The following is an 11,958-nucleotide window of genomic DNA, read 5'->3' on the forward strand; positions in this document are numbered from 1 at the left end:
CCGCAGATTGCGCCGGAATCATGACGCTCCGAGCATATCGCGGCTTTCCCGCTGCACGAGTGCTATTTTCTGCGGATCCAGCGAGGCCGTCCGCGCAGCCTATTCTGCGGTCCCGACCCGGTTGATGAAAATCGGACCGAAGTGGATGGTCTGGCGGCCGTAGCCCATATTGGCGCCGAACACGACATCATCTGCAGCAAAATCCGCGGTCGCCGTTCCGCGGACCGTGTAATACTGCCCTTCTTCGGTCGGCCGGATGTTTTCGCTGAAGATGTTGTCATAGGGCTCACTGGTACGCACCAGCTGGAGATCGATATTACCGGTGTCCATGCCCCGGATCGGCGTCTCGGCCCGGACCCAGACACGCAACTCCACGATATCGCCGGCATTGATATCGCGCACCAGCGGCACTGTCACACGTGAACGCCAGACTTCTTCGAGGCGGCGACGCATCCGGACTTCAAGAGCAGCGCCCCCAGGAGCCGTCTCGGACGCAACGATGCTGCGACGAATGCTTCCACCTTCAACGTCCCAGCGCACCGACATCGTGTCGTTCAATGCCTGCATGGCTGACGCCTCGGAGCTCGTGGTAACACTCAACCCCGCTCCAACAAGCAGCGCGATGAGTGCGGCAAACAATCCCATACGAAGTTTCAACACGATCACTTCCTCCCCGGCAAAGACCATTATGATAACGTTATCATTCCGCCCGAACACCAAGTCGATGTCAATCATGCTTATTGGAATATCAGGCGCATGAATAATTTAGAGCGAATTCGTCATGCGACGAACATCAGGTCCCGGAACCGTTTTTCGCAGCCTTTGGATCGTATGAATCTAACAACGCATTTCCCAGCTCAACCGCCCGCCTGCTTGATCAGGCTTGGGCGGTAAATCTGTGCCGGCTTAACGCTAGGCGTCAGACAAGGCATCGACTGGCTGAGAGTTGAACACCATCTTCAGAACCAGGGCGAACAGTGCAAACACCACGGCATCGCTTACGCCTTCCAAAAGCAGGAACAGACCCGGATTTTCCAGCGGAACACGGCCGATATAGCCCAGGTTGGCAGAAACCCAGTAGATCACCGCGAACATCACGGCGATGCGAAGCGTGGAGACCTGGCCGGCGACGGCGCGGATATGCCCATACAGCATGGCGAAAAAGGCCCCGATAAGAAAATAGGTCCCAAGCCCCGCCACCAACAGGAAACGCGACGGCTCGGTAAAACCGAAAAACCCCTCTTCGAGATAAACATCGCCCCAGAGCATCCGCCGCCAGACGATCAGCACCGCCGCCATCAAGACCATGAACACCAGACCTGCAATGACAGACCCTTTGAAAACCTCTTGCTTGCTCATTTTTACCACTTCAATTTAGTTGCGCTACGCAGCTATCTCGTACAACTATTTGCGCAGCGCAACTAATTTCTGTTAGGATGCAGAAATGGCACAACAAAAGCTCACAGACGTCGTCTTCAAACTGTCCATCGATCTCGGTACGCAACTCGAAGGCAGCCCGGAGCTGGACGGGTTGGATATCCCGCCCATCAACATGAGAATCTTACGCTTCCTGTACGAGGAGGAGACGGCAACGCCACTGGCGGTCGCCGGCACCATCAATCGCGACCGTGGCCATGTTACACGCCTGTTGCAGGAACTCTCCGCTAACGGGTTGATTGCCCTGAAACCCAATCCTCAGGACGGACGCAGCAAGCTGGCTATGCTGACCGCGAAGGCCAGGACCATATTCTCCCGCGTCCATGCGGCTGAAGCGCGCCTCTATGACCGGGCAACGCAGGACGTTGACAAGCAAGAGCTCATCACGTTTTTCAAGGTCGCCCAAAAAATCTCGTCGAACCTGTCAGGCGGCTGACACGCGCGAACACCCGCAATTATGCGGTCAATCGTTTGGCATTATTGAAGCGGAAAAAATGGCGCACCGGGGAGGATTCGAACCCCCGACCCCCAGATTCGTAGTCTGGTGCTCTATCCAGCTGAGCTACCGGTGCAGGCCGTGTCTTCAGGGCAAGTCCCCGAAGAGGCGCGGAACCTAGCTTCGGGCCCTGGACTTGGCAAGGGGGCTTTCGCGCAAAAAACAGTGCAAGTGCAGCCCGGGTGCAGTTACGGGTGTTCAGGCCTTGCTGGCCTCGAAGACACCGCGGGCAATGGCGCGTGCCAGGCAGTCCGCAGCCAGGCTTCCGAGGCGCGCCAGCGTGAGCTCGGCAGCATCGCCCAGGGGCTTGCGGCCGGTGCACAGGGCAAACACGACATCACCGTCAAACGGGGTGTGAACGGGGCGGATGGCGCGGGCGAAACCGTCCTGGGCCATGATGGCAAGACGCTGGGCCTGGGCCGGGGCCAGAGCGGCATCCGTCGCGATGCAAGCAATCGTGGTGTTCTCACGGGCCCCCGGATTGAGCTTGGCATCCCCCCAGTCTTCCGGCTCTGCAGACCAGCCGGCCGGCGGACGCTGACCACCGAACTCGCCCTCCATCTCCCAGGGCCAGGCCCAGAACACGTCTGTGCCGGGCATCATCACCGAGCCAAAGGAATTGACGCCGACGATCGCACCCAGGGTGAAACCGTCCCGGCTGGTGATGCTGGCGGATCCGATCCCGCCCTGGCGAGATCCTGCCATAGCGCCATAACCGGCTCCGAAACGACCGACCGATACCTCCGTGGAGACATTGGCGAGGGCTTGCTTGCCCAGATCACGATAGGGCGGTTCCTCGCCCCAGTCCTTGTCACCGCCATTGGCGAGATCATAGAGAATCGCGCCGGGCACGACGGGAGATTTGGGCACGCCTGGACGCTCGACAAGCCCGAACCCCTGCCCCCGCGCACCAAGCACCGCTGCGACACCATCCACCGCCGCCAGGCCATAGGACGAACCGCCGGAAAGCACGACCGCATCAACGGCATCCACCAGGGTGTGCGCAGCCAGCGCGTCAGTCTCGCGCGTGCCCGGGCCACCACCGCGAACATCCACCGCACACACGGCGCGTTCATCGGGCAGGATGACCGTGACACCGGTGCGTGACCGTTCATCCTCGCTTTGACCGACCTTTATCCCCGGCACGTCGGTGATGGTGTTGTTTTTCACTGGCAATGCCATCAAAGGCCTCTTAACTGTTGGACACCGGCTCCGGACGGGTCGGCGAGTAGAGGACAAATTCCATGAAGCGCTTTTTGCTGTCCACCGCGATTTTCTCCCTGGCCGGATTTCTGGCCGCCTGTGGATCAAGCGAGACCCCGCAGGAAGAAGCCGCGTTGAGCGGTCCCGCCATGGTATCTGCAGCCAACCCACATGCGGTTGAAGCGGGCCTGGAAGCCCTGCGCGCGGGTGGTGATGCCATTGACGCCGCGATCGCCGTGCAGACCGTGCTGGGCCTGGTCGAGCCACAGAGCTCCGGCCTGGGTGGTGGCGCCTTCATCCTGTATTTCGACGCCGAGAGCGGCGATGTCACCGTCTATGACGGCCGCGAGATGGCGCCGGCCTCTGCGGGTCCGGACCTTTTCCTGGACGAAAACGGCCAGCCGCTGGGCTTTTTCCAGGCTGTGTTCTCGGGCCGGTCAATCGGTTCGCCGGGCGCGATCCCGGCCCTGGCAAGGGCGCACGAGGATCATGGCGCCCTGGACTGGGCGGACGGCTTCACACACGCGGAACGCCTGGCCCGTGAAGGCTTTGAAGTCTCGCCGCGCCTCAACTCCCTGATCGGTCGTTACGGCCAGCGCACGCCACTGGACGAATGGCCGGCCACCCGCGCCTATTTCTACACCGAGGCGGGTGAGCCGCTGCCAGTGGGTCACCTGCTGCAGAACCCGGACTATGCGGCGACGGTTCGCGCCCTCGCAGAGAACCCGCGCGCCCTGCACGAAGGGCCGATCGCCGAGGCGATTGTTGACGCCGTGCGAGCGGAGCCGCTGCCAGGAGACCTGACCCTGGCCGATCTGGCGGCCTATGAGCCGGTCGTGCGCAGCCCGATCTGTCGTCCCTATCGCCAGTACACCATCTGTGGCGCGCCGCCGCCGGCATCGGGCGGTGTGACCGTCAACGAGATCATGGGCCTGCTGGAAGGATATGACATGTCCGCCACCGGGCCGGACACGCTGGAAGGCTGGCGCCGTTTCATCGAGGCCAGTCGCCTCGCCTATGCTGATCGCGATGCCTATGTCGCCGACGCGGACTTTGTCACCGTGCCGGTCGAGGGTCTGCTGGCGGATGATTACATCACCGCCCGCGCCGCGCTGATGGATCGCGAAACGGCCATCGAGACATCGACGCCGGGCATTCCGGCCGGCATTGAGGCGCCCGGAGCCGACGCGACGCCTGACGCGCCGGGAACGAGCCATTTTGTCGTTGTCGACAGTGACGGCGATGTCGTCTCGATGACCACCACGGTTGAAGGCGGGTTTGGCAGCCATCGCATGGCCGGCGGCTTCCTGCTCAACAACCAGCTGACCGATTTCTCGCGAACGCCGGTGGACGCCGAAGGCCGGCTGATCCCAAACGCACCGGACGGCGGCAAGCGCCCGCGCTCTTCCATGTCCCCCACCATCGTCTTCGATGAAAACGGGGAGTTCGTCCTGGCCACTGGTTCGCCCGGTGGCTCCTCCATTATCGCCTATACGGCCAAGACGCTTGTGGCGATGCTCGACTGGGGCCTGACCCCGCAGGAAGCGATTGAACTGCCCAATATCGTTGCGCGCGGGGATGTCGTGCGGATCGAGAACGGCATGGATATCGAAATCCTCGCGGGCCTGCAGGATCTCGGCTTCGAGCTGGACGCCAATCGTGGCGAGAATTCCGGCATCCATATCGTGCGGCGCCTGGAAGACGGCACGCTGATCGGTGGCGCAGACCCGCGCCGTGAAGGTGTTGTGGGGGAGCCCTAGTCGGTTTTCAGCGGCAGCATGACCGCAAACACCGTCCCGTTCACGTCACTCTTGATGAGGACGAGGTCGCCGCCATGGGCCCGGGCGAGTTCGCGGGCAATCGCCAGGCCCAGACCTGACCCGCCCTTGCGGGTGGAGCCGGTAAACGCCTTGAACAGATTGTCCCGTGCCTTGGGCGGCAGGCCCGGCCCGGTATCGCGCACCCAGAAATGGGCACAATGCCCGTCCTCTTCCACGGTGACGGAGAGACGCGTCTCACCCTCGGCCGCAGTCATCGCCTGGATCGCATTGCGGAACAGGTTGAAGAAAATGCGGTGGGTCTGGTCCTGATCCACATCCAGGCGGAGGGCGCGGTCAATATCGAGATACCAGTCCACCTCGCCATCAGCGAGCTGGGCATTGTCGAACGCGTCCTCGATCAGCTCGGCCATGACAACACTGCTGCGGGCAGATGGCGCTTCCTCGGCACGACCGAATTCCAGCGTCGCCTCGCACAGGCGGATACCACGATCAACGGAACGCACGAGACGGCTGGCCATTTTCTGGATGCGCTCGTCCTTTTCCATGGCCAGGCGGTCGGTCACCAGCTGGGCACTGGTCAGGACATTGCGCAGGTCGTGATTGATCTTGGCGACGGCCTCGCCCAGGGCGGCCAGGCGTTCGCGCTGATGAAGGGCCTGGCGGATCTCTTCCTGCATCGCCGCCAGTTCCTGTTCAGCACGGGCAATCTCATTGTGCCCCGCAGACGGCGAGATGACGCGGGACGCGTCCTCCGGGGCAGAGCGGAAACGCAGCATGGATCCGGCCAGACGGCGCATCGGCCGCACAAACAGGAAGAACATGGCCAGATAGATCACCAGACCAACTCCCAGGGCGATCAGGATGGATCCGGTCAGCAATTGCCTGGAAAAGGCGTTGAGCGCCTCCTTCAGAGGCTGTTCGGACAGGATGACGTCAATCGTCTCGGTCGGACGGCTTTGCGGTTGGGCCCGGATACGCAACATACGCCCGTCCTCGGCATAGAGCGTATCGACCGTCTCGCGCAGATGATCCCACCAGCTGGCCTCGCGCAGGTCGCTGGTGACCATGTCCGCATTGATGGGGCCGCCATAGAGGATGAGCTCGTTGATGCCGTCACGCACCCGAGACACGGCCACGGCGCCGGCGCCTTCCAGCAATTCCTCGACGGTGCGTTCGCCCAGGGCGCCGGAATCCTCCGCCACGTCGGCTGCGAGCGCGGCGAGATGCGCGGCCTCGGCGCGGTCCTGCATCCATTGCAGGCGATAGGCCGCAGCGGCGGGGAAATAGACCAGGACCAGAGCGGTCACGACCAGGCCGATGATCAGCGCCAGCAATTGTCCGGGAAGGTTCAGCTGGAACCGCGCCAACACCCCGGCACCCGCGTCGAGCACACGACGCGGCAGGGCGGATCTGCCGGGGGACTGTTGCGGATCGGATTGCATGGATCAGGTCAGGTTTTGCCGCAGCCTAGAATGATTTGCGCGGCAGGTAACTCTATCGGCGAGTGTTTTGCCAGCGCTGGCGCAAAAAGGGAAAGATGGCCAGCACCAGGGCCATGGCCACCACAACCAGGAAGCTTGGACGCAACAGATCATTCCAACCCGGTGACAGACCGGCATCGACAAGCTCACCCAGCCCTGCACCGAGATTCGCATAGAGAATCGTTGGCGCGATTGCCCCGATCAACGTGCCCAGGACATAACTTTTAAGCCGCGCGCCCAGCAGGGCTGCAGCGACATTGATCACAAAGAAGGGTGTCGGGGTCATGCGCAGCAGGATCATGTAGGTGAAGTCATTGCGGCGGAAACCATCGGCGAACCGCCCGATCCGGCCCTCGAATCGTTCATGGAATTGCTCGCCGGCGACATAACGCGCAACCAGGAAGATGTTGGTCGCCCCGACGGTCACCCCGAACAGGGAGACGGGAATCGCCGTGGCTGCTCCCAGAAGATATCCCGCACCAATGGTGAACCAGAGTGCTCCGGGCAGTGAGACCGACACCATCACCATGTAGAAAATGGCATAACCGAAGGCCGCAAAGAGCGGGTGATCGGTGACCCAGTTGTTCAGCGCCTCGCGGTTGTCCTGCAAGAGCTGGGCAAGCCCCTGCGGCGTCACCCCGTTGATGAAGGCCAGGGCCAGCAGGACGAGGATCAGCAACAAAATGGCGCCCCGCGTGGAGATGCCCTGTTTGAGCCGACTTCCCAATTGTTTGAGAGACATGATAGGGCACCCGAGACGCGTGGCTGTATTTCCCCTGCCATCGCATGCGTCTTTTGCGGCGTCTAGACTTGACGTGCCCTCTACCCACGCGTATTAGCCGCCGCTCTGATTTTCTACGCGATGGAGCGCCACCGTGAAACGCACATTCCAACCGTCCAAGCTCGTCCGCAAGCGCCGGCACGGTTTCCGTGCGCGCATGGCCACGAAGTCCGGCCGCCAGATTCTGGCTCGTCGTCGGACCAAGGGCCGTAAGCGCCTGTCTGCCTAAGCACGATGAGCGCGACGCCATCGGCCGTTAAGCGGCTGAAAAAGCGGCGCGAATTCTTGTACGTTGCCAAAGGCGAAAAAGCCGTCCGCGCCGGTGTGGTCATTCAGGCCCGCCGTCGGGACGGCTCTTTACATTGTGGCGTCGGATTTACCGCCACCAAAAAAGTCGGCAATGCCGTTATCCGCAATCGCGCCAAAAGGCGTTTGAGGGAGACGGCCCGGCTGCTACTCCCCCTCCACGGACAGCCCGGCTTTGACTATGTATTCATCGCGCGTGCGGCCACGCCCGAAAGGGACTGGTCCAAGCTGGTCGATGATGTAGAAACAGCGCTGAAGCGCCTCGCCCGGAGCGAGCGCACGAGCGAGACGAACAAAGAAGCCTGAGGGGCTGAAGTATTATGGGCGACGACAATCGCAATTTCCTGGTGGCAACGGGTCTGATCCTGGCCATCCTGATGGTGTTCCAGGTCTTCTTCTTTGGTCCGCAACAGGCTGAACGCCGTGCCGAGCTGGAACTCCAGCGCGAAGCCGAGCTAGCGCTGCAGGAAGAGGCCTCGGACCTGCCGCCGGGGGCGGATGGCGAAATCGCCGCGACGACGCGCCTGATTGATCGCGACGAAGCCCTCAGCAGCGTCGAGCGCATCACCATCAATGCACCCTCTGTGACCGGCTCCATCTCGCTGGACGGTGTCCTGTTCGACGATCTTCAGCTGCGAAATCATACTGTAGAGGTCGACAGCGACGAGCTGATCTCCCTGCTCAATCCGATCGGTACATCCGGTGCCTTTTATGCGCGCGACAGCTGGCTCTCCCGTACGCCCGGCTTCAACGACCTGCCGGTCCATGACAGCCGCTGGACCCTGCGCAGTGGCAGCGAACTGACGCCGGAAACCCCGGTGGTCCTGGCCTTCACGACAGGGAGCGGCCTTGAAATCCAGCGTACGATCGAGATCAATGACAATTACCTGTTCACAATCACCGACCAGGTCAGCAACACCTCCGATGCCGAAGTCGAACTTCAGCGTTACGGCCTAGTTCGCCAGCAGGGCATTCCGGAAGATCTCGAGCCGAACATGGCTGTGTTCGAAGGCGCTATCGCTGTCGTGGACGGTGCGATGGAGCGCGAGAAATATTCCAGCCTTGAAGACGGTGCAGAACTTGAGGAAAGCGGCCAGGGCGGCTGGGTCGGCATCACGACCCGCTACTGGCTGGCTGCGGCGATCCCGAGCCTGGACAGCAATTTCACCGCCAATTTCCGCACGGTCGAGCGCAATGGCATTCCGACCTTTGACACGACCTATCGCGAACGCGCCCAGCTGCTCGAGCCGGGCTCCAGCCTGACCTCTGTCGGCTATATCTTTGCCGGCGCAAAGGAACTCGACGTTCTGCATTATGTCGAGGACGAGGTCGGCGTTGTCGGCTTCGACCGGGCCTATAACTGGGGTTGGCTGTGGTTCCTGGTGCGCCCGTTCGTGTGGATCCTGCACCTGCTGGAGGGCGTGACCGGTCATTTCGGTCTGGCCATCCTGGCCCTGACGCTGCTGATCAAGCTGATCATGTTCCCGCTGGCCAATCGCGCCTATGCGTCCATGGCCAAGATGAAGCTGATCCAGCCCAAGCAGCAGGAAATCCGCGAACGTTATGCCGCTGACCAGCAAAAGCAGCAGCAGGCGATGATGGAGCTGTTCCGCAAGGAGAAGATCAACCCGCTGGCCGGCTGTCTGCCGATCCTGCCTCAGATCCCGATCTTCTTCGCGCTCTACCAGACCCTGTTCAACGCGCTGGAAATGCGTCACGCCCCCTTCTTCGGCTGGATCCAGGACATGTCTGCACGTGATCCGCTGATGATCGGCAACCTGTTCGGTCTCCTGCCCTATGACCCGCTGTCCATTCCGGTTCTCAGCTTTGTGCTGGGCCTGGGTGCCTGGCCGATCATCATGGGCCTGACCATGGCCGCGCAGCAGGCACTGAACCCGCCGCCGCCGGATCCGATGCAGGCCAAGATCTTTGCCTTCCTGCCAATCGTCTTCACCTTCATCCTGGCGCCGTTTGCCGCCGGTCTGGTGATCTACTGGGCATGGAACAACTTCCTGTCTGTTGTGCAGCAATACATCATCATGCGCCGCCACGGGAACGAGACCCAGCTGGACAAGCTGATCGCTCGCCTGATGGGCAAGGCGAAAGAGGGAAGCTGACCTTGTCGGCTGAAGACGAACTCGACCTCACGGCCGGCCGGAAACTTTTCGGCCGGCCGACGACGTTTGTCATGGGCGCCGTCAGCCTGGGACAATTGCCCGAGCCCGATCGCATCGAAATCGCGTTTGCAGGCCGCTCCAATGTCGGCAAGTCCTCACTGATCAACGCCCTGACCAATCAGAAAGGCCTCGCCCGGGCGTCCGGGGAGCCGGGCCGTACGCGTGAGCTCAACTTCTTCAATATCGAAGAAAGCAATGTGCGCATCGTCGACCTGCCGGGTTATGGCTATGCCAAGGCGCCCAAGGATGTGGTCGACAAATGGACCCGCCTGACTCGCGACTTCCTGCGCGGCCGGGTCAATCTCAAGCGTGTCTATCTGCTCATCGACAGCCGGCATGGCCTTAAAAATGTCGATCTTGCGATCATGGATGTCTTCGACGAAGCCGCCGTGAGCTATCAGATCGTGCTGACCAAGACCGACAAGATCAAACCGCCAGCGGTCAAACGTGTGACCCAGGAAACCCTGGACGCCGTCATCAAGCGCCCGGCTGCCTTTCCGCGAGTTCTGGCGACGTCAAGCTCCAAGAAAGACGGGCTTGATATGATGCGTGCTGAAATCGCCGAACTTTCCCGCATCGGATAATCCTGATGAAGCCTGCCCAGTCTCTCAGTGTTGTATTTCTAGCCGTTCTGACGACCCTGTTCTCGGCCCAGCGCGCCGAGGCCGCCGAGCTGTGCAACGAAACGAGCTATGTCATCCAGCTTGCCACGGGCTGGCCGGTCGAGGGCGGCGTTTCCATCCAGGGCTGGCAGCGCATTCGTCCGGGTGAATGTGTCGCCACGGCCCAGGAAGTCAGCCTGGAGACCGACACACCGATTTTCTATTACGCCAAGACCAGCTCGGCTTATCTGGGCGGCGTCCGCGAATGGCGAGGCGGGGTTCCGCTGTGTGTGGACGAGGCGGATTTTGACGTCGTCGCCAATACACGCTGCGCGGCCCTGGGTCTGGCCTCTCGCGATTTCATGATCCGTGAAGGCGATAACCGCGCCCGTACCGTGCTGGTGGAGCCGGACAATTTTGGACGGCGCGCCGAGACCGCCGGCATCCAGCGCCTGCTGGAATCCGCCGGCTATGCGATCTCCTCCGTGGACGGTTATGAGGGCCGCGGCACCCGCCGTGCTGTCAGCACTTTCCTGTCGGACCGCGAGCTGGGCAGCCGGCCGGCCGCCTCCCGCCTGATCGACGAGCTGGAAGCCTATGCACTGGAGCGCAATGCGACGTCGGGTGTCATCCTCTGCAACAATACGATCGGCGATATCTCCGCGGTCATCGGCCACCGCCTCGCGGATGTCTGGCAATCTCGCGGTTGGTGGCGGCTGCATTCAGGCGAGTGCGCCCGCATGCTGGCCAGCCACCTGGACACCGCAAACGCCTATTATTACGCGGAACGGATCAATACCGGCGAACGTACGCCGATCGAGGACGGCACCCAGGTCTTCTGCCTGGCCCCGGCCCGTTTTGTCTCCGAAGGTCGCGAGAACTGCGCCCAGCGGGGTTACGCGGAAGCCCGTTTCCGGGTGATCCCTGAACCGGAAGACGGTGGCGTGCGTATATCTGTCTCGGACGATGATTTCGGAGGCATCAGGCGTGACCAGTGATCAGCCGGACCTGACACATATCACCCACTGGGTCTTTGACCTGGACAATACACTCTACCCGTCCGACGCCGCCGTGATGTCGCAGGTCGACCGGCGCATGACCGAATATGTCGCGCGCCTGCTGGACCTGCCACACGACAGGGCGCGCGAGGTCCAGAAGACCTATTGGCGCGACTACGGAACGACCTTGAATGGCTTGATGTCCAACCACACGGTCGACATGCATGAATTCCTCGATTTCGTGCACGATATCGATGCCTCGGTGATCACACCGGACCCACAACTAGCGGCCCGCATCAAGGCCCTGCCCGGAAAACGCCTCGTCTATACCAACGGCTCTGTGGGTCATGCCGAGAACATCATGGCGCGCCTGGGTATTGCCGACCTGTTTGACGACATTTTCGACGTCGCCGCGTCAGGATTCGTGCCCAAACCCCATCGCGAGGGTTTCGAACTCTTTGCCGACCGCTATGCCCTGCCGGTGCCGGAAAGCATCATGTTCGAGGACAGTGTGCGCAATCTGAAGACCGCGCACGATATGGGCTTTACGACCGTGCTCGTTCGGGCCAAGGAAGGCCCGCGTGACGAGGAAAGCGCCGCGCCGGGCGAACACCCCGACCACGTCCACTACGCCGTCGACTGCCTGCCCACCTTCCTGGGCGAGATAAAAACGGCGCAAAGCAAGACCGAGTAAGC

13 protein-coding genes and 1 tRNA gene are annotated in these 11,958 nt (G+C 61.7%); 8 read left to right on the forward strand and 6 right to left on the reverse strand.

Annotated elements, in window-relative coordinates; translation table 11 throughout:
• Nucleotides 1-99: 99 nt before the first annotated feature.
• Both JJ889_RS11075 and JJ889_RS11080 read right to left on the reverse strand, forming a co-directional pair.
• On the reverse strand, nucleotides 100-660 hold the full coding sequence (locus JJ889_RS11075; protein ID WP_291895043.1) for a hypothetical protein: 561 nt from the start codon (nucleotides 658-660) through the stop codon (nucleotides 100-102).
• A 252-nt stretch (nucleotides 661-912) separates the two neighbouring features.
• Complete coding sequence (locus tag JJ889_RS11080; protein ID WP_291895046.1) at nucleotides 913-1,359, reverse strand: hypothetical protein; 447 nt, start codon at nucleotides 1,357-1,359, stop codon at nucleotides 913-915.
• A gap of 85 nt (nucleotides 1,360-1,444) precedes the next feature.
• Here JJ889_RS11080 and JJ889_RS11085 point away from each other — a divergent pair, with 85 nt between their 5' ends.
• Nucleotides 1,445-1,873, forward strand: a complete 429-nt coding sequence (locus tag JJ889_RS11085) for a MarR family winged helix-turn-helix transcriptional regulator (protein ID WP_291895048.1) — start codon at nucleotides 1,445-1,447, stop codon at nucleotides 1,871-1,873.
• Between the two features lie 59 nt (nucleotides 1,874-1,932).
• Here JJ889_RS11085 and JJ889_RS11090 read toward each other — a convergent pair.
• Nucleotides 1,933-2,009: transfer RNA gene (locus JJ889_RS11090), tRNA-Arg, on the reverse strand.
• A gap of 122 nt (nucleotides 2,010-2,131) precedes the next feature.
• Complete coding sequence (locus JJ889_RS11095) at nucleotides 2,132-3,115, reverse strand: P1 family peptidase (RefSeq protein ID WP_291895050.1); 984 nt, start codon at nucleotides 3,113-3,115, stop codon at nucleotides 2,132-2,134.
• A gap of 62 nt (nucleotides 3,116-3,177) precedes the next feature.
• Between JJ889_RS11095 and ggt the strand changes: the two genes are divergently transcribed.
• Entirely contained in the window at nucleotides 3,178-4,896 is a 1,719-nt protein-coding gene (ggt, locus tag JJ889_RS11100) for a gamma-glutamyltransferase (RefSeq protein ID WP_291895053.1), read from the forward strand.
• Here ggt and JJ889_RS11105 read toward each other — a convergent pair.
• Nucleotides 4,893-6,359 (reverse strand): HAMP domain-containing sensor histidine kinase, encoded by a 1,467-nt coding sequence (locus JJ889_RS11105; protein ID WP_291895055.1) that lies wholly within the window; start codon nucleotides 6,357-6,359, stop codon nucleotides 4,893-4,895. The genes ggt and JJ889_RS11105 overlap by 4 nt on opposite strands.
• A gap of 52 nt (nucleotides 6,360-6,411) precedes the next feature.
• Nucleotides 6,412-7,140, reverse strand: a complete 729-nt coding sequence (locus JJ889_RS11110; RefSeq protein ID WP_291895057.1) for a VTT domain-containing protein — start codon at nucleotides 7,138-7,140, stop codon at nucleotides 6,412-6,414.
• Between the two features lie 133 nt (nucleotides 7,141-7,273).
• Here JJ889_RS11110 and rpmH point away from each other — a divergent pair, with 133 nt between their 5' ends.
• The 6 genes from rpmH (at nucleotide 7,274) to JJ889_RS11140 (ending at nucleotide 11,956) form a co-directional block, all read left to right on the forward strand.
• Nucleotides 7,274-7,408: a 50S ribosomal protein L34 gene (gene rpmH, locus JJ889_RS11115; protein WP_291895059.1), complete on the forward strand. Its 135-nt coding sequence runs from the start codon at nucleotides 7,274-7,276 to the stop codon at nucleotides 7,406-7,408.
• A 5-nt stretch (nucleotides 7,409-7,413) separates the two neighbouring features.
• Nucleotides 7,414-7,791 carry a ribonuclease P protein component gene (gene rnpA, locus JJ889_RS11120; protein ID WP_291895061.1) on the forward strand — a complete coding sequence of 126 codons (378 nt, stop codon included), beginning with the start codon at nucleotides 7,414-7,416 and terminating at the stop codon, nucleotides 7,789-7,791.
• Between the two features lie 14 nt (nucleotides 7,792-7,805).
• The gene (yidC, locus tag JJ889_RS11125) at nucleotides 7,806-9,602 is read left to right on the forward strand and encodes a membrane protein insertase YidC (protein ID WP_291895063.1); all 1,797 of its coding nucleotides are present in this window, start codon (nucleotides 7,806-7,808) and stop codon (nucleotides 9,600-9,602) included.
• A 71-nt stretch (nucleotides 9,603-9,673) separates the two neighbouring features.
• On the forward strand, nucleotides 9,674-10,246 hold the full coding sequence (gene yihA, locus JJ889_RS11130; protein ID WP_366940097.1) for a ribosome biogenesis GTP-binding protein YihA/YsxC: 573 nt from the start codon (nucleotides 9,674-9,676) through the stop codon (nucleotides 10,244-10,246).
• Between the two features lie 5 nt (nucleotides 10,247-10,251).
• Nucleotides 10,252-11,262 (forward strand): DUF1036 domain-containing protein, encoded by a 1,011-nt coding sequence (locus JJ889_RS11135; protein WP_291895067.1) that lies wholly within the window; start codon nucleotides 10,252-10,254, stop codon nucleotides 11,260-11,262.
• Nucleotides 11,252-11,956: a pyrimidine 5'-nucleotidase gene (locus JJ889_RS11140; protein ID WP_291895069.1), complete on the forward strand. Its 705-nt coding sequence runs from the start codon at nucleotides 11,252-11,254 to the stop codon at nucleotides 11,954-11,956. Before JJ889_RS11135 ends, JJ889_RS11140 begins: the two co-directional genes overlap by 11 nt.
• Nucleotides 11,957-11,958: the final 2 nt, after the last annotated feature.

This window comes from Maricaulis sp., assembly GCF_017643475.1.
Classification (GTDB): Bacteria; Pseudomonadota; Alphaproteobacteria; order Caulobacterales; family Maricaulaceae; genus Maricaulis.